At 73.2% G+C, this 16,574-nt stretch carries 15 protein-coding genes and 1 pseudogene; 10 read left to right on the top strand and 6 right to left on the bottom strand.

Going from position 1 to position 16,574, the window contains the following annotated elements:
* Position 1: 1 nt before the first annotated feature.
* The 7 genes and pseudogenes from V1L54_RS04465 to V1L54_RS04435 form a co-directional block, all read left to right on the top strand.
* A pseudogene (locus V1L54_RS04465) lies at positions 2-970 on the top strand (ABC transporter ATP-binding protein); the annotation flags it as partial.
* A 206-nt stretch (positions 971-1,176) separates the two neighbouring features.
* Positions 1,177-2,244 (top strand): ABC transporter ATP-binding protein, encoded by a 1,068-nt coding sequence (locus V1L54_RS04460; protein ID WP_330116523.1) that lies wholly within the window; start codon positions 1,177-1,179, stop codon positions 2,242-2,244.
* Positions 2,245-2,333: 89 nt separating this feature from the next.
* On the top strand, positions 2,334-3,002 hold the full coding sequence (locus V1L54_RS04455; protein ID WP_330116522.1) for a trimeric intracellular cation channel family protein: 669 nt from the start codon (positions 2,334-2,336) through the stop codon (positions 3,000-3,002).
* A 57-nt stretch (positions 3,003-3,059) separates the two neighbouring features.
* Positions 3,060-3,893 carry a thioesterase family protein gene (locus tag V1L54_RS04450; protein WP_330116521.1) on the top strand — a complete coding sequence of 278 codons (834 nt, stop codon included), beginning with the start codon at positions 3,060-3,062 and terminating at the stop codon, positions 3,891-3,893.
* 564 nt (positions 3,894-4,457) lie between these two features.
* Complete coding sequence (locus V1L54_RS04445) at positions 4,458-4,940, top strand: Dps family protein (RefSeq protein ID WP_330116520.1); 483 nt, start codon at positions 4,458-4,460, stop codon at positions 4,938-4,940.
* 283 nt (positions 4,941-5,223) lie between these two features.
* On the top strand, positions 5,224-6,393 hold the full coding sequence (locus tag V1L54_RS04440) for a cysteine desulfurase family protein (RefSeq protein WP_330116519.1): 1,170 nt from the start codon (positions 5,224-5,226) through the stop codon (positions 6,391-6,393).
* Positions 6,394-6,588: 195 nt separating this feature from the next.
* A complete protein-coding gene (locus V1L54_RS04435) occupies positions 6,589-8,889 on the top strand; it encodes an ATP-binding cassette domain-containing protein (RefSeq protein ID WP_330116518.1) in 2,301 nt (766 codons plus the stop codon).
* 30 nt (positions 8,890-8,919) lie between these two features.
* On the opposite strand, the gene V1L54_RS04430 is transcribed toward V1L54_RS04435, so the two are convergent.
* Both V1L54_RS04430 and V1L54_RS04425 read right to left on the bottom strand, forming a co-directional pair.
* The gene (locus V1L54_RS04430; RefSeq protein ID WP_330116517.1) at positions 8,920-9,366 is read right to left on the bottom strand and encodes a hypothetical protein; all 447 of its coding nucleotides are present in this window, start codon (positions 9,364-9,366) and stop codon (positions 8,920-8,922) included.
* 104 nt (positions 9,367-9,470) lie between these two features.
* A complete protein-coding gene (locus tag V1L54_RS04425) occupies positions 9,471-10,244 on the bottom strand; it encodes an N-acetylmuramoyl-L-alanine amidase (protein ID WP_443076476.1) in 774 nt (257 codons plus the stop codon).
* Positions 10,245-10,368: 124 nt separating this feature from the next.
* Here V1L54_RS04425 and mnmA point away from each other — a divergent pair, with 124 nt between their 5' ends.
* The gene (gene mnmA, locus V1L54_RS04420; RefSeq protein ID WP_330116516.1) at positions 10,369-11,526 is read left to right on the top strand and encodes a tRNA 2-thiouridine(34) synthase MnmA; all 1,158 of its coding nucleotides are present in this window, start codon (positions 10,369-10,371) and stop codon (positions 11,524-11,526) included.
* 63 nt (positions 11,527-11,589) lie between these two features.
* Here mnmA and V1L54_RS04415 read toward each other — a convergent pair whose 3' ends face one another.
* Together V1L54_RS04415 and V1L54_RS04410 are read right to left on the bottom strand one after the other, a co-directional pair.
* A complete protein-coding gene (locus V1L54_RS04415; protein WP_330116515.1) occupies positions 11,590-11,805 on the bottom strand; it encodes a DUF397 domain-containing protein in 216 nt (71 codons plus the stop codon).
* Complete coding sequence (locus V1L54_RS04410) at positions 11,802-12,653, bottom strand: helix-turn-helix domain-containing protein (protein ID WP_330116514.1); 852 nt, start codon at positions 12,651-12,653, stop codon at positions 11,802-11,804. Before V1L54_RS04410 ends, V1L54_RS04415 begins: the two co-directional genes overlap by 4 nt.
* 339 nt (positions 12,654-12,992) lie before the next feature.
* Here V1L54_RS04410 and V1L54_RS04405 point away from each other — a divergent pair, with 339 nt between their 5' ends.
* The gene (locus V1L54_RS04405; protein ID WP_330116513.1) at positions 12,993-13,460 is read left to right on the top strand and encodes an ATP-binding protein; all 468 of its coding nucleotides are present in this window, start codon (positions 12,993-12,995) and stop codon (positions 13,458-13,460) included.
* A 114-nt stretch (positions 13,461-13,574) separates the two neighbouring features.
* Here the strand turns inward: V1L54_RS04405 and V1L54_RS04400 are convergent, their stop codons facing one another.
* Together V1L54_RS04400 and V1L54_RS04395 are read right to left on the bottom strand one after the other, a co-directional pair.
* Positions 13,575-14,444, bottom strand: coding sequence for an SDR family oxidoreductase (locus V1L54_RS04400; protein ID WP_330116731.1), 870 nt, complete (start codon positions 14,442-14,444; stop codon positions 13,575-13,577).
* Positions 14,445-14,618: 174 nt separating this feature from the next.
* Entirely contained in the window at positions 14,619-15,161 is a 543-nt protein-coding gene (locus V1L54_RS04395) for an MOSC domain-containing protein (protein ID WP_330116512.1), read from the bottom strand.
* Between the two features lie 260 nt (positions 15,162-15,421).
* Here V1L54_RS04395 and V1L54_RS04390 point away from each other — a divergent pair, with 260 nt between their 5' ends.
* The gene (locus V1L54_RS04390) at positions 15,422-16,558 is read left to right on the top strand and encodes an epoxide hydrolase family protein (protein ID WP_330116511.1); all 1,137 of its coding nucleotides are present in this window, start codon (positions 15,422-15,424) and stop codon (positions 16,556-16,558) included.
* Positions 16,559-16,574: the final 16 nt, after the last annotated feature.

Below are 16,574 nucleotides of genomic sequence, written 5' to 3'. Positions count from 1 at the left end.
CATGGCCCTGCTTTCCGTGGACGAACTGACCGTCACCTTCACCGGCCGCGACCGGCGTGAGGTGCGGGCCGTGTCGGGGGTGTCCTTCGACGTCGACCAGGGCCAGGTGGTGGGTCTGGTCGGGGAGTCGGGCTGCGGCAAGTCCGTCACCTCGCTGGCCCTGATGGGCCTGCTGCCCCGGCGGGGGGTGAGGATCGGCGGCCGGGCCGACTTCGAGGGCACCGACCTGCTGACCCTGAGCGGCGCGCGGCTGCGCGACCTGCGCGGCTCCCAGCTGGCGATGATCTTCCAGGACCCGCTGTCCTCCCTGAACCCGGTGGTGCCCATCGGTGTCCAGGTCACCGAGATCCTGGCCCGGCACCGGGGCATGAAGGGCGAGGCCGCCCGCAAGGAGGCCGCCGACCTGCTGGACCGGGTCGGCATCCCCGACCCCACCCGGCGGCTGAAGGAGTACCCGCACCAGCTCTCCGGCGGCATGCGGCAGCGCGCGCTCATCGCGATGGCGGTGGCCTGCGCCCCGCGGCTGCTGATCGCCGACGAGCCGACCACCGCCCTGGACGTGACGATCCAGGCGCAGATCCTGGAACTGCTGGGGGAACTGGTCCATCAGCAGGGCACCGCCCTGCTGATGATCACCCACGACCTGGGCGTGGTCGCCGGACTGTGCGACCAGGTCAACGTGCTGTACGCGGGCAAGACGGTGGAGGCCGCCCCGCGCCGGGAGCTGTTCGAGGCGCCCACCCACCCGTACACCAACGGGCTGCTGGGCTCCATCCCCCGGCTGGACGCGCCGCGCGGCGAGCCGCTGCGGCCGATCCGCGGCTCCATCAACGACATGATCGCCTGGACGGACGGCTGCGCCTTCGCGCCCCGGTGCGACCACTACACCCTGGAGTGCCTGGCGGGCACCCCGGCGCTGGGTGAGCCGCGCGAGCCCGGACACCTGGTGCGGTGCGTCAACCCGGTGCTCTCCCGGGGCGCCGCCGAGCTCCGCGAGCACGCGGTGGCGGGCACCCCGGCCGACGAGGCCGAGGTGACCGGCCCGGCCGGGACGGCGGACGGTGACCCGGCCGGTGACACGGCGGAGGACAGGACGGACGAGGCGGCCGACGGGGCCGGGAAGGCCACTGAGAAGACCGCCGAGAAGACCGGGAAGACCGGGAAGGGAGCCAGGGCATGAGCCTGCTCGAACTGAACGGTGTGAAGGTCCACTTCCCGGTGAAGAAGGGCGTCCTCTTCGACCGCACCGTCGGGCATGTCTACGCGGTCGACGGCGTGTCGCTGTCCGTCGAGCCCGGCCGGACGTACGGCCTGGTGGGCGAGTCCGGCTGCGGCAAGACCACACTGGGCCGGGCGATCCTGCGGCTGGTGGACATCACCGGCGGCGAGGTCGTCTTCGACGGCACCGACCTGGCGAAACTGCCCGACGAGGAGATGCGCCGCTACCGCCGCCGGCTGCAGATGGTCTTCCAGGACCCCCTCGGCAGCCTCAACCCCCGGCAGAACATCGAGTCGATCCTGACCGAGGGCATGGTCGCGCACGGCATCGGCGCGAACCAGGAGGAGCGCCGGGAGCGGATCCGGCAGATCCTGGCCAAGGTCGGACTGCCGGCCAACGCCCTGTCCCGCTACCCGCACGAGTTCTCCGGCGGGCAGCGGCAGCGCATCGGGATCGCCCGGGCACTGGTGCTCGAACCGGACGTGATCATCTGCGACGAACCGGTCTCCGCGCTGGACGTCTCCATCCAGGCCCAGGTGATCAACCTGCTGGAGGAGCTCCAGGAGTCCATGGGCCTGACCTACGTGGTCATCGCCCACGACCTCGCCGTGGTCCGCCACATCTCCGACGTCGTCGGGGTGATGTACCTGGGGACGCTGGTGGAGGAGGCGCCCAGCGACCTGCTCTACGCCGAGCCCCGGCACCCGTACACCAGGGCCCTGATGTCCGCCGTGCCGGTGCCCGACCCCGCGGTGGAGGACGGCCGCGAGCGCATCCTGCTCACCGGTGACCTGCCCTCCCCGGCGAACCCGCCCGCGGGCTGCCGCTTCCACACCCGCTGCCCGTGGAGGCAGGACCGGCTCTGCGACACCGACCGCCCCGAGCTGCGGGACGTGGGCGGCGGGCACAAGGTGGCCTGCCACTGGGCCGAGGAGATCGCCGAGGGGAAGATCCGGCCCACGGCGAACGCCGCCCACCTCGTCCCGGCGCCGCGCAAGGAGCACCCGGCCGAGACGACGGGCTGACCGGCACCGGACGGCACCGCACCGCCCCTCCCCGGCCGACGGGGGAGGGGCGGTGCGGCTTCCCGTCCCGCCCCTGTTACAACCGGGGGGTGAACCTGTTCGACCCCTCCTCCGTCCAGCACTGGCTGGACCTGGCCGGAATCTTCGTCTTCGCGGTCTCCGGCGCGCTGCTGGCCGTCCGCAGGGACCTGGACGTCGTCGGCATGGCGGTGCTCGCCGAGGCCACCGGACTGGGCGGCGGACTGCTCCGGGACCTGGTGATCGGCGCCGTGCCCCCGGCGGCCGTCACCGACCTGGGCTATCTGCTGACCCCGCTGGCCGCCACGGTGCTGGTGTTCTTCCTCCACCCGCAGGTGGAGCGGATCAACCGGGCGGTGATGGTCTTCGACGCGGCGGGTCTGGGCCTGTTCTGCGTCACCGGCACCGTCAAGGCGCACGCCTACGGGCTCGGCCCGGCGGCCTCGGTGGCCATGGGCCTGGCCACCGCCGCCGGCGGCGGGGTGCTGCGGGACACGCTGGCCAACGAGGTGCCCTCGCTGCTGCGCCGGGACCGCGAGGTCTACGCCGTCCCGGCGCTCGTCGGCGCGACGGCGGTGGCGCTGCTGATCCACACCGGGCAGCTCACCCCGGTGACCAGCGGGCTGTCGGCCGCCCTCGCCTTCGTGCTGCGGCTGCTGGCGCTGCGGTACAACTGGCGCGCCCCCCGGGCGTGGCAGCCGCGCGGCCGGGGCGCCGCGCCGGACGTACCCGGGGTGTGAGGCGGTGGCCACCCCCTGGCTACCAGCCGGTAACAACAGCCTGTACGGTGTACTCCCATGACCGAGGCAACCACCGGCGTCAGCGCGTTCGACCGCGACACGGCCATCTCCCCGCGCGGGGAGGGCGTCTACGACGCCCACCTCTCCGCCGACTGGACCATCGGGCACGCCGTCAACGGCGGCTACCTCCTCGCCCTGCTCGGCCGGGCGCTCGGCGACGCGCTGCCGCACCCCGATCCCTTCACCATCACCGCGCACTACCTCACCGCCTCCCTGCCCGGCCCGGCCGCCGTGCGCACCTGTGCCGTGCGCACCGGCCGCACCCTGTCCACCGGCACCGCCTCCCTCGTCCAGACCGGCGAGGACGGCCGGGAGGTCGAGCGCATCCGCGTCCTGGCGAGCTACGGCGACCTGGCCGCGCTCCCCGGCGACGTGCGCACCAGCGCCGAGCCGCCGCCGATCCCGCCGTACGAGCGCTGCCTCGGGGCGCGGGACGGCATGGACCCGGCGGCGATCCCGCCCATCACCCACCAGGTGGACCTGCGGCTGGACCCGGCCACCGTCGGCTGGGCGGTGGGCGCCCCCAGCGGGCGCGGCGAGATGCGCGGCTGGTTCGGGCTGGCCGACGGCCGTGACCACGACCCGCTCTCCCTGCTGCTGGCCGTGGACGCCCTGCCGCCCACCGCCTTTGAGCTGGGCCTGTCGGGCTGGGTGCCCACCGTGGAGCTGACCGTCCACGTCCGCCACCGCCCGGCCCCCGGCCCGGTGCGGGTGTCGATCACCACCCGCAACCTGTCCGGCGGCTTCCTGGAGGAGGACGCCGAGGTCTGGGACAGCCGGGACCGCCTGGTCGCCCAGTCCCGCCAGCTCGCCCGCGCCGCCCTGGCCTGATCCGCCCCGGCCTGATCCGGCCCGCCCCGGGTCGGGGCGGCGTGGATCACCAGCCGCTGCCGCGTCCCGGGGTGAGCGGCACCTCGCGGTCCGGCTCCGGCACGGTCCGGCTCCGGCGATCCCGCCACCGGGTGCGCGAACCGCTTGACGGCCGGACGCCGAGGTCGTTGTCGCATGCACCGGGTGTGGGCGGGCACACGTACAACGTCGCCGACGACGCCCCCGTCAGCGCCGTGGAGCGGTACCGGCTGTACGGCCTGGAGCCGCCGGACGGCATGACGGGGCGCCGCGGCGGCCCGGCCCCCGACGCCGACCCTCCCCCGGGACTCCGTCCGGGAGGCGCCCCCAGGCGACGGCATCGTCTCCACGGAGCGGCTGTGGACCCGGCTCGGATGGCGTCCGCGGTATCCGTCGGTGTGGGCCGCCCGGGACGCGGGTGCGCTGTGCCCCGGAACCACCCGGACGCGGCCGCGCGTGGCGGGGCGTCCCATGGGTAGCCTGGAAAGGGGCTAAAAACAACCAAACACCGCGAACTCCCCGCATGGAAGCGAAGGTGGTCAACGGATGTATGCCGTGAAGAGCACACTGCCCGACCAGGACCTCAAGATCGTCGGTGAGGCGCTGCAGGGCGCGCTGGTCGACCTGGTGGACCTGTCGCTGGTGGCCAAGCAGGTGCACTGGACGGTGATCGGACCGCGGTTCCGCTCCATCCACCTCCAGCTCGACGAGGTCGTGGCGACCGCGCGCAGCTACTCCGACACCGTCGCCGAGCGCGCCGCGGCGCTGGGCCTGGCTCCCGACGGACGCGCCGCCACCGTCGCCTCGGGTACCGGCATCACCGGGGTGGAGAGCGGCTGGCACCAGGACGACAAGGCCGTGGAGGTCATGGTCGGCGCCCTGGCCGCGGTGGTGAACCGCATGCGTGAGCGCATGGTGGTCACCGAGGAGCCGGACCCGGTGACCCAGGACATCTTCATCGAGATGATCGCCGAGCTCGAGAAGCACCACTGGATGTTCCAGGCCGAGCACAAGATCCCCGAGAAGTAGTCCGGCACCGGCCCGACCGGCCGGAACCGCCGGGGGCGGATCGCCACCGGGTGGGGACCGTCGTGGGACCTCCCGGAATCCGCGCCCCGGCCGCAGGAAGAACGGAAGAGGAGGGGGCTCCGGACCGGCCGGTCCGGAGCCCCCTCCTCCTCCGCGGCCGGGACACCGGCCGTCCGGGCGGGCCGTTCTTCCCGGCCGGATCCGGGACCAGGGGCGAGGACCGGCCCGCCTGGCCGATCCTCGCTCTCGTGCGCTCCCGGACGGCTCGTAGAATCAAGGAACCATGGCCTACCTCGACCACGCCGCCACCACTCCCATGCTTCCGGAGGCGGTGCAGGCGATGACCGCCCAGCTCGGCCTCACCGGGAACGCCTCCTCACTCCACGCGGCGGGGCGGCGGGCCCGGCGCACCGTCGAGGAGGCCCGCGAGACGCTCGCCGCCGCGCTGGGGGCCCGGCCGAGCGAGGTGGTCCTCACCTCCGGCGGCACCGAGGCCGACAACCTCGCCGTCAAGGGCCTGTACTGGGCGCGGCGCGCCGCCGACCCGGCGCGCACGCGCGTACTGGCCAGCCCCGTCGAGCACCACGCGGTGCTGGACGCAGTCCACTGGCTCGCCGACCACGAGGGCGCCACCGTGGAGTGGCTGCCGGTCGACGGACACGGGCGGGTGCACCCCGAGGCGCTGCGCGAGGCGATCGCGCGGCACCCCGGGGACGTGGCGCTGGCCACCGTGATGTGGGCCAACAACGAGATCGGCACCGTCCAGCCGGTCGCCTCCCTCGCCGCCGCGGCGGCCGAGTTCGGCGTCCCGCTGCACGCGGACGCGGTCCAGGCCGTCGGCCAGCTCCCGGTGGACTTCGCCGCCTCCGGGCTGGCCGCGATGACGGTCAGCGGCCACAAGATCGGCGGCCCGTACGGCATCGGGGCGCTGCTGCTGGGCCGCGAGTGGTCGCCCGTGCCGCTGCTGCACGGCGGCGGCCAGGAGCGCGACGTGCGCTCCGGCACCCTGGACGTCCCCGCCACCGCCGCCTTCGCGGTCGCCGCGCGGCTGGCGGCCGAGCGCCGCGAGGAGTTCGCCCGGGAGGTCGGCGCCCTGCGGGACGTACTGGTCGCGGCCGTGACCGAGGCCGTACCGGACGCCGTCCTGGGCGGCGACCCGGACCCGGCCGGACGGCTGCCCGCCAACGCGCACTTCGCCTTCCCCGGCTGCGAGGGCGACTCGCTGCTGCTCCTGCTGGACGCCCGGGGCATCGAGTGCTCCACGGGCTCGGCCTGCACCGCCGGCGTCGCCCAGCCCAGCCATGTCCTGCTGGCCACCGGCACCGATCCGGACCTCGCCCGCGGCACCCTGCGCTTCTCGCTGGGCCACACCTCCACCAAGGCGGACGTGGACGCGCTGGCGGCGGCCATCGGCCCGGCGGTGGAGCGGGCCCGCGGCGCCGGGCTGAGCTGACCCGGACCGGTCCGGCCGCCGCGCTCACCGCGAGTCCCGGCCCGTGCGCACGGGCCGACCCGTCCGCGCCCGCCGTACCCCTGTGACCTCCGTGGCCGAAAAGCGGTACCCCCGCACCCCTGTCGCGAGTACGTTGTACGCAGTTCTTTGGCGCGGAGCCGACCGCCGCCGTGACCCAACGCAGGGGGAAGCCGTATGACCACCGAACCCGCCGTCCCCGCACCGGCGCACGCCGCCGACCGCCACGACACCATCCAGGTCCGCGGCGCCCGGGAGAACAACCTCAAGAACGTCTCCCTCGACGTCCCCAAACGCCGTCTGACGGTCTTCACCGGCGTCTCCGGGTCGGGCAAGTCCTCGCTCGTCTTCGGCACCATCGCCGCGGAGTCCCAGCGGTTGATCAACGAGACGTACACCGCCTTCATCCAGTCGTTCATGGCCAGCCCCGCCCGCCCCGACGTCGACGGCCTGCACAACCTGAGCGCCGCCATCGTCGTCGACCAGGAGCGGATGGGCACCAACTCCCGCTCCACGGTCGGCACCGCCACCGACGCCCACACGATGCTGCGGATCGTCTTCAGCCGGCTCGGCACCCCGCACATCGGTCCCTCCACCGCCTTCAGCTTCAACAGCGCCGAGGGCATGTGCCCCGAGTGCGAGGGCCTGGGCCAGGTCTCCGACATGGACCTCGACCAGCTCCTGGACCGGAACCTCTCCCTGAACGACGGGGCGATCACCGCGCCCGGGTACGGCGTGGGCTCCTGGTACTGGCAGGTCATCGTCGGCTCCGGCCTCTTCGACCCCGACATCCCGCTGCGGGACTTCACCCCCGCCCAGTGGGAGGACCTCCTCCACAAGCCCGCCACCAAGATCAAGGTGGACAAGAGCACCCTCACCTACGAGGGGCTGATCCCCAAGATCCGGCGCACCTATCTCGCCAAGGACCGGGACTCCATGCAGTCCCACATCCGGGCCTTCGTGGACCGGGCCGTGGTCTTCGCCGACTGCCGCGCCTGCGGCGGCACCCGGCTCAACCCCGCCGCGCTCTCCTCGACGATCGGCGGACGCAACATCGCCGAGTGCTCGGCGATGCAGATCAGCGATCTGGCCGAGTTCGTCCACGGCATCGGGGACCCCTCGGTGGCGCCCCTGCTGGCGAACCTGCGGCAGCTGCTGGACTCCATGGTCGAGACGGGCCTGGGCTACCTCAGCCTGGACCGCACCTCCGCCAGCCTGTCGGGCGGCGAGGCCCAGCGGGTGAAGATGGTCCGGCACCTGGGCTCCAGCCTGACCGACGTCACCTACGTCTTCGACGAGCCGACCACCGGGCTCCACCCGCACGACATCCGCCGGATGAACGACCTGCTGCTGCGGCTGCGCGACAAGGGCAACACCGTCCTGGTCGTCGAGCACAAGCCCGAGGTCGTCGAGATCGCCGACCATGTCGTCGACCTGGGGCCGGGCGCCGGTGAGGCCGGGGGAGAGGTCTGCTACAGCGGCGACGTACCCGGACTGCGCGCCTCCGGCACCCTCACCGGCCGTTACCTGGAACACCGGGTGGGCCTGCGCGAGAGCGTGCGCGCCCCGCGCGGACATCTGGCGATCAAGGACGCCGACCTGCACAACCTGCGGAACGTCAGCGTGGAGATCCCGCTGGGCGTGCTGACGGTGGTCACCGGCGTCGCCGGCTCCGGCAAGAGTTCGCTGATCCACGGCTCACTGCCCGGCCGGGAGGGCGTCGTCGTCGCCGACCAGTCGCCGATCCGCGGCTCGCGCCGCAGCAACCCGGCCACCTACACCGGGCTGCTGAACCCGATCCGCACCGCCTTCGCCAAGGCCAACGGGGTGCGGGCCGCGCTGTTCAGCGCCAACTCCGAGGGCGCCTGCCCGGGGTGCAACGGCATCGGGCTGGTCTACACCGACCTCGCCATGATGGCCGGGGTGGCCTCGGTGTGCGAGCAGTGCGAGGGCCGCCGCTTCATCCCCGAGGTGCTCTCCTACACCCTGCGCGGCAAGAACATCGGCGAGGTGCTGGGGATGTCGGTGGCCGAGGCCCACGCGTTCTTCCCCACCGGCCAGGCGCACACCGTCCTCGGCCGGCTCGTCGACGTCGGCCTGGAGTACCTGCGCCTGGGCCAGCCGCTCAACACCCTCTCCGGCGGCGAGCGGCAGCGGCTGAAACTGGCCGTGCACATGGCCGGGAAGGGCACCACCTACGTGCTGGACGAGCCGACCACCGGACTGCACCTGGCCGACGTGGACCAGCTGCTGGCCCTGCTGGACCGGCTGGTGGACGACGGCAACACGGTGGTCGTCATCGAGCACCACCAGGCCGTGATGGCGCACGCCGACTGGCTGATCGACCTCGGCCCGGGCGCCGGCCACGACGGCGGGCGGATCGTCTTCACCGGCACCCCGGCGGAGCTGGTCGACCGGGGCGACACCCTGACCGCCCGCCATCTGCGCGAGTACGTCGGGCACGCCGGGCGCGGCTGAGACACGGAGCGCGGGCGCGGGGCGGGCGGCTCAGTCCCGGGACGGGTCCGGTGCCCGGTCCCGCGCCGCCTCCGCTTTCGCATCCGGTGCCGGGGCGGGCTTCACCGGGCAGCCCGACTCGGGCAGCGGCTCACCGGTCAGCTTCGACAGCACCCACATCACCCCTCCCTGGGAGGAGCCGAGCGAAAACGCGAAGCGGACATGGCTCAGCGGGCGGGTCAGGGGCATGCGCCGGTGGCGGCGCCCCGCCTTCTGCGCCGAGGCCAGCGCCTTGTCGGTCAGGAGCAGCCGCTCCAGGACGTCCTTCAGCTCCGGGTCCTCGGACAGCCGTGCGGCGCACAGCCGCAGCTGCTCCCGGACGGCGCCGAGCTCCCCGGCGCGTCTGATGGCGCCGGCGCCCTCGGCGTCGAAGCCGGCCAGGGTGTCGCGCGCCGCCCTCAGGACGGCGATCTCCTCGTCGTACCCGTCATCCGCCATGCGGGCCAGTATGGCCACCGCCCGCTCCCCGGCCGGGCGCACCGCGGCCGTCCCTGCCCGGCGTCCTGCCTCTTCGGGCAGGCCCGGGCGCGGGTGGGCACCGCTCATTCCCCCGGCTTCACCGGCGGCACGGCCCGGACCAGCTCCATGTAGCGGTCCCAGTCCCAGTGCGGGCCGGGGTCGGTGTGGTCGGTGCCGGGCACCTCGACGTGGCCGACGATGTGCTCGCGGTCCCGGGGGAAGCCGTACCGGTCGCATATCCCGGCGGTCAGCGCGGCCGACGCCCGGTAGGTGGCGTCGGTCACCGAGCCCGGGTTCTCCACCCGGCCCTCGTGCTCGATGCCGATGCTGCGCTCGTTGTACGAGCGGTTGCCCGCGTGGTACGCCACGTCCAGCTCCCGCACCATCTGCGCCACGTGTCCGTCGGAGGTCCGCACCACGTAGTGGGTGGCGGCGCGGTGCGCCGGATCCCGGAAGACCTTCACGGCGGTGGCGTAGTCGCCCTGGATGAGATGGATCACCACCCGGTCGACGGTGAAGTCGTAGGGCCGGTCGGCCATCCGCCAGTTCGCCCCGGAGGCCGCTATCCACTCCGCGCCCGGGTGGTCCACCTCGCCCTCGGTGCGCGGCCGGTTCACCCCCGGCACCTGCCACCACATCCGGGCCAGCTGCTCGCGGCCGGCCAGCCCTGCCGCGCCCAGCCCGGCCGCCGCGCCGCCGATCAGCAGCGCGCGGCGGCTGACGGCGGGACGGCGCCCCCGGCCGGCGCGGTGACCGGACGGCTGCTGACCGGGCTGCCGGTCGTCCGCCTGCCGCCCGCCCGTCCGCCGGCCGTCCCCGCCGCCCGCCCGGGGCCCGGGAACCTCGTTCTCGTACACGGATCGAACAACGCCCGGACCCGCCCCGTGGTTCCACCCGGCCCCGGCCCGTGCCCGGCGCCCGTACCCCGCCCGGTATCCGGCCCCGCCCCGGCGCGGGCGGCGCCGTACCCTGGGGAGCGCTATGACCGACACGCCGCACGCGCCGCAGCCCGCACCCCGCCGCCTCCGCGTCCTCGCCGCCATGTCCGGCGGCGTCGACTCCGCCGTCGCCGCCGCCCGCGCGGTCGAGGCGGGGCACGACGTCACCGGCGTCCACCTCGCCCTGTCCGCCAACCCGCAGTCCTTCCGCACCGGCGCACGGGGCTGCTGCACCGTCGAGGACTCCCGCGACGCCCGCCGCGCCGCCGACGTCATCGGCATCCCCTTCTACGTCTGGGACCTGGCCGAGCGTTTCCGCCGCGACGTGGTGGACGACTTCGTCGCCGAGTACGAGGCCGGCCGCACCCCCAACCCCTGCCTGCGCTGCAACGAGAAGATCAAGTTCGCGGCGCTGCTGGACAAGGCCCTGGCGCTGGGCTTCGACGCGGTGTGCACCGGCCACTACGCCACCGTCGTCGTCCGCGAGGACGGCACCCGCGAGCTGCACCGCGCCGCCGACGCGGCCAAGGACCAGAGCTACGTGCTCGGCGTGCTGGACGAGCGGCAGCTCGCCCACGCCCTGTTCCCCCTGGGCGACACCCGCACCACCAAGGAGGAGATCCGCGCCGAGGCCGCCCGTCGCGGCCTGGCGGTGGCGAAGAAGCCCGACAGCCACGACATCTGCTTCATCGCCGACGGCGACACCCAGGGCTTCCTCGCGAAGCACCTGGGCACCGCCGAGGGCGACATCGTCGACGAGGACGGCAACCGGCTCGGCACCCACTCCGGCGCGTACGGCTTCACCGTCGGCCAGCGCAAGGGCCTGCGCATCGGCCACCCCGCTCCCGACGGCAAGCCCCGCTACGTGCTGGACATCTCCCCGGTGGACAACACCGTCACCGTCGGCCCCGCCGCCGCCCTGGACGTGGTTGCCCTGACGGCGGTCAACCCCCGCTGGTGCGGCACCCCGCCCACCGGGCCGGGCACGTACACCGCCCAGCTCCGCGCCCACGGCGCCGAGACACCGGTGACGGCGGAGCTGGTGGACGGTCCGGACGACGCCGAGCTGCGCGTCGCCTTCACCGAGCCGGTGCGCGGCGTGGCCCCGGGCCAGGCGGTCGTCCTCTACGACGGCACCCGCGTGGTCGGCTCGGCGACGATCGCCGCCACCGAGCGCCGCCGCGCGACCGCCGTCGGCTGAGGCCGCGGCGTCCCCTCGCAAGAGAGCGGGGCCGGGGGCGAGCGCTTTTCCCAGGGAACGCCGTCAGCCCGGCAGACGGTCGCAGTCTCCTGCTTTCGTGGTCGTCATGAAGGAGCCGAAAGCCGCGCGACCAACGGTGATGTGTATCCCCGGTGCGGTGCTGTCCCGGATGGCTATGTTCTCGCCGTCGACGGCTATCTCGACGCAGTTGTTGCCACCGGCTTCGGAGAAGGAAGACTTGATCCATACGAGCTCTGACACGGAGATCGCCTCTCTCACAGGTCTTTGGTGATCGACTTGATGAAGTCCCTCGATGCCTCGGGATCCAGCGCCGTCTTCTCGACCATGTCCAATCGCTTGCGGAAATTGGCCAGTTGAGTCGGCGAGTCGATGAACACCGCGCCGGTGTGCGAGTCCATGTGCACGGTATCAAGGCGTGAGCTCGGCGCTTCGGCATAGAGGACGGAGTCACCGGCCATCGTGAACCCGCCGGCGTCGAACGGGATCACAAGGAAGGTGACGTTGTCACGTTCGCTGTCCTCCAACAGGCGGTTGAGCTGCGCGCGGGCCGCCTTCCTGCCACCGAACCGCATCCTCAGCGCGGCCTCGTGGATGACGCCCGTGTACGGGATCGCCCTGTCGCCGGTGACCACGGCCTGCCGTGCGAGGCGATGCGCCACACGCAGTTCCACTTCAAGGCGCGGCAGCGGCGGTACGAAGAGATCGATGATCGCCCTCGCATGCTCCTCCGTGTGGAACAGACCGGGCAGGTGAGTGGTCTGCACCGTGCGCAGTCGTACCGCATAATGCTCGATCTCCGACACGTCGAGGAAGTCCGGCGGGATCTTTCCCCGGTACTCCTCCCACCAGTGGACTTTCCGGCCTCCGGTCATCTCGGCCAGGGCGTCTACGAGCGCGTTGTCGGTGCACTCGTAGATGCTGGCCAGACGGCGCAGACGCTGCTCGCTGATCCCGAAGCGTCCGGCTTCAATATTGGAGATCACCGTCCGGTTCGTACCCAGCAGGCCGGCCGCCGTCGGCGCGGACATGCCGACCGCCTCGCGCATGCGCCTCAACTCGGTGCCGAACCTGCGTTGACGGACGGTCGGTGACTTCTGCGGTGCCATGGCTCGTCTCCTTGCTTCTCGTGCCTCGCGCAGTCTGTCGGCGCTCGGAGACGATGGCCCAGCAAATCCTGATTAATTAACTCGTACTGGTGACTTTGGTAGTACGGGTTATGTCGACGGTCCTATGGTGATGCCCACGCAGCCGCGCCGTGCCGCCGAGCGCGCAGCGGAAGCGCACCGTTCGCCCACACCCGGGAGGGCGAAACGGCAGGCCACCGCCCACAGCGAGGCACCAATGGACCGCACCCGAACCGTGCGCCCACCCTCGATGCGCGGTCGCACGTCACACACCACCGCCCGCACAGGGCGCACACCCGTACCCACACACCCGGAGGAGCCGTGACCGCACTGCCGATTCCCGCCCCCTCACCCATCCCGTTCGACCACCCCTGGGAGTACGAGCTCCGCTTCCCCCGCGACCCGCGCGGCCCGGGGATCGCCAGAGCCACCCTGCGCACCGTCCTGGCCGCGCACGGGCTGCGCGACCTCACACCCCGCGCCGAACTGCTGACCTCCGAACTGGCCACCAACTCCGTCCGCCACACCGGGCGCGCCGCCGCCGTACGGCTCCAGTGGCTCTGCCCCGTCCTGCGGGTCAGCGTGTGGGACGCCGACCCCGAGGTCCCCTCGCCCGTCTCGCCGCCACCGCCGCCCGACGGGGAGGGCGGACGCGGCCTGCTGATCCTGGACGTGCTCGCCGACCGGTGGGGCGGCGGCCCCCGGGGGACCTGCGGGCTGCGGGGCAAGGCCGTCTGGTTCGAGCTGACCTGGGACGTTCCCCCGCCCGCGCCCGTGACCGTCACATGAGGGAAGTGGGCACGCCGATCACGAGGTGCCCGGCCGCGCGGGTGCTGCGACAGGCGGCTCCGCGCGGTCGGACCGATCGCGCGGAGCCGCAACTGACGGGCACCGGGCGGCGCCTCAGCCCTTGAGGAGCGCGGCGAGGGTGTCGCGCAGCGGGGTGGTGGGACGGCCGATGAGGCGGGAGAGGTCGCCGGGGGTGTCGGCCAGGTGCCCGGCGGCGATGGACGCGTCGGTGTCGGCGAGGAACCGGGCCGTCCCCTCGGGCAGCCCGGCGCCGGTGAGCGCCTTGACGTACCCGTCGGCGGACAGGTCGCGGTAGACGACCTCGGTGCCGGTGAGGTCGGTGAGGACGGCGGCGAAGTCGGCCATCGTCCAGGCGGTGTCACCGGACAGCTCGTGGACGGCACCCGCGTGGGCGGAGGCGTCCTCGGCGCTCAGGACGGCGGCGGCCGCCTCGGCGTAGTCGGCGCGGGAGGCCGACGCGATCCGGCCGTCCCCGGCGGCCCCGGCGATCACTCCGGTCTCCAGGCCCTGGCGGGCCGCCTGCTCGTAGTTCTCGGTGTACCAGCCGTTGCGCAGCAGGCAGTGGGGCAGGCCGGAGTCGCGCAGGTAATCCTCGGTCTCCCGGTGCTCGGGCGCGACCGGGACGGTGGTGGTGTCGGCGTGCAGGACGCTGGTGTACGTCAGCAACTCCACCCCGGCGGCCTTCGCGGCGTCGACGACGGCCCGGTGCTGCGGGACGCGGCGGCCGACCTCGCTGCCGGATACCAGCAGCACCCGTCGCGCCCCCTCGAACGCGGCGGCCAGTGTCCCGGGCCGGTCGTAGTCGGCCTCCCGGACCTGCGCCCCCCGCCCGGCGAGGTCGGCGGCCTTCTCGGGGGAGCGTACGGCGGCGACGACCTGGGACGCGGGCACCCCGCGCGCCAGGAGGGCCTCGACGGTGAGACGGCCGAGCTGTCCGGCGGCTCCGGTGACGACGATCATGATGTGCTTCCTTGTCGGGGAGGGTGCCTGCGGCGACCGGGTACCACGGCGCCCGGCCGGCCATGTCCTCCCCTGGCAACAGGTCTCTCCCCGGGAACATTTCCCTTCCCCGAGACGGTGGGTGCGGCCGGCCCCCGACCGCTACCCCGTCCGTGCGGGTGCCGTCCTCCCGGTAGGTCAGACCGGGGCGAGGGGCCGGTGCGGTTCGGCGGGGAGTTGCACGCTGATCGTGTCGCCGGGGCGGACCACCCCGCCGGTGCGGACGATGCCCATGATCCCGGCCCTGCGGACGAGGTTGCCGTCCGCGTCGCGGCCGACGACCCGCTTCAGCAGGCCCTTCTGGAAGTTGTCGATCTGGTGGCAGGGATTGCGCAGTCCGGTGACCTCCACGACCGCCTCGTCCCCGAGGTGCAGCAGCGCGCCGGTGGGCAGGCCGAGCAGGTCGATGCCGCGGGTGGTGATGTTCTCGCCCAGCTCGCCGGGCCGCACCGTGAAGCCCGCCGCGCCGACCTCGGCGAACAGCTCCTCATGGATGAGGTGCACCTGTCGCAGGTTCGGCACGGTGGGGTCCTTGGCGACGCGCGAGCGGTGCTTGACCGTCTCTCCCGCGTGGACGTCCCCCTCGACGCCGAGCCCGGCGAGCAGTGTGACGCTCTCCCGGTTGGGCTTGGTGAACGAGTAGCCCTCGTTGCCGCTGACCGCTGTGACCGTCCCGCTCATCGAGCGCCCCCTTCGCCGTCCGTGGGCGGAGTTCTGCCGCGAACGTGACGGTACCCCGCTTTGTGTTTCAGGTAAACAAAATGGTGGGGCGGTCTCGCCCGGGCGAACGCTCCTTCGGAGGGTGACCGGGCTTTCCGGTGCGGTGGGGGGCGGGTGACACGACACCCCGTGCCCCGTGAACAAGGACGGAACCTGGCCGGTATGCCTCCTGGCATCGGCAGGGACGGGGACAGAACAGACAGAACGACGAGGAGCCGGCCATGGGCCACGAAATCCTCCCCTTCCGCATCGACATCCCCCAGTCGGACCTGGACGAACTGCACGACCGGCTGTCCCGTGCCCGCCTGCCCCGGCAACTGCCGGGCGAGGGCTGGAACCGGGGCGTCCCCGTCGACTGGCTGCGGGAGCTGGCCGGATACTGGCGTGACGGCTACGACTGGCGCCGCGCCGAGGCACGGCTCAACGGCTTCCCGCAGTTCACCACCGAGATCGGCGGGCAGGAGCTCCACTTCCTGCACGTGCGGTCCGCCGAGCACGGCGCCCTGCCGGTCCTGCTCACGCACGGCTGGCCGAACTCCTTCGTGGAGTTCGCCGAGCTGATCGGCCGGCTCACCGACCCCCGCGCGCACGGCGGCGACCCGTCGGCCGCGTGCCACGTCGTGGTGCCCTCGGTGCCCGGCTTCGCCTTCTCCGCGCCGCCGCGCGGGACCGGCTGGACCACCGCCCGGGTGGGGCGGATGTGGGCCGAGCTGATGGACCGGCTCGGCTACGACCGCTACGGCGTCCAGGGCGGGGACCTCGGTGCGTACATCGCGCCCGAGGTGGCGACGGCCGCCCCGGGGCACGTGGCCGGGGTCTACGTCATCGGCGGACTCGGCTTCCCGACGGAGGAGGACGTGCCGGAGATGACCGAGGAGGAGCGGGCGGCCTACGAGTGGCTCCAGGGACAGGACTGGATGAACGGCGTGGACCACCACGCGCTGCTGCGCGCGGCGCCGCAGACCTTCGCGTACGGCTGGCACGACTCGCCGGTGGCCGCGCTGGCCTGGATGGCGCAGAAGTTCCACGAGTTCAACGCCTCCGGAAAGCCGCTGGACGAGGTGATCGACCGCGACCTGTTCCTGACGAACCTGAGCCTGTACTGGTTCACCGGGACGTGGGCGTCCTCGTCCTGGCCGATGTACGACAGCCCGGACGGACTCGGCTGGCCCCGGGGGCAGAAGGCGGCGCCGACCGGGGTCTACAGCGGCATGCCCGCGTTCCGCCGGCTCGCCGAGCGGCACAACACGATCGTGCACTGGCCGGCGGACAACCCGGAGGGACACCACTTCACGGCGATGGACCGGCCGGACGCCCTGGCGGCCGACATGCGCGCGTTCTTCGCCGCGGTCCGCTGACGGCCGGAGGGCAGAG

This window comes from Streptomyces rubellus (genome assembly GCF_036323805.1).
Taxonomy (GTDB): domain Bacteria; phylum Actinomycetota; class Actinomycetes; order Streptomycetales; family Streptomycetaceae; genus Streptomyces.
The sequence above is the reverse complement of the archived record's forward strand: the minus strand, read 5'-3'. Positions and strand labels throughout refer to the sequence as shown.

Bases quoted from the DNA above. Each gene is read 5' to 3' on its own strand.
- V1L54_RS04460 (WP_330116523.1), top strand. From the start codon at position 1,177: ATGAGCCTGCTCGAACTGAACGGTGTGAAGGTCCACTTCCCGGTGAAG.
- V1L54_RS04450 (WP_330116521.1), top strand. From the start codon at position 3,060: ATGACCGAGGCAACCACCGGCGTCAGCGCGTTCGACCGCGACACGGCC.
- V1L54_RS04445 (WP_330116520.1), top strand. From the start codon at position 4,458: ATGTATGCCGTGAAGAGCACACTGCCCGACCAGGACCTCAAGATCGTC.
- V1L54_RS04440 (WP_330116519.1), top strand. From the start codon at position 5,224: ATGGCCTACCTCGACCACGCCGCCACCACTCCCATGCTTCCGGAGGCG.
- V1L54_RS04435 (WP_330116518.1), top strand. From the start codon at position 6,589: ATGACCACCGAACCCGCCGTCCCCGCACCGGCGCACGCCGCCGACCGC.
- V1L54_RS04430 (WP_330116517.1), bottom strand. From the start codon at position 9,366: ATGGCGGATGACGGGTACGACGAGGAGATCGCCGTCCTGAGGGCGGCG.
- mnmA (WP_330116516.1), top strand. From the start codon at position 10,369: ATGACCGACACGCCGCACGCGCCGCAGCCCGCACCCCGCCGCCTCCGC.
- V1L54_RS04410 (WP_330116514.1), bottom strand. From the start codon at position 12,653: ATGGCACCGCAGAAGTCACCGACCGTCCGTCAACGCAGGTTCGGCACC.
- V1L54_RS04395 (WP_330116512.1), bottom strand. From the start codon at position 15,161: ATGAGCGGGACGGTCACAGCGGTCAGCGGCAACGAGGGCTACTCGTTC.
- V1L54_RS04390 (WP_330116511.1), top strand. From the start codon at position 15,422: ATGGGCCACGAAATCCTCCCCTTCCGCATCGACATCCCCCAGTCGGAC.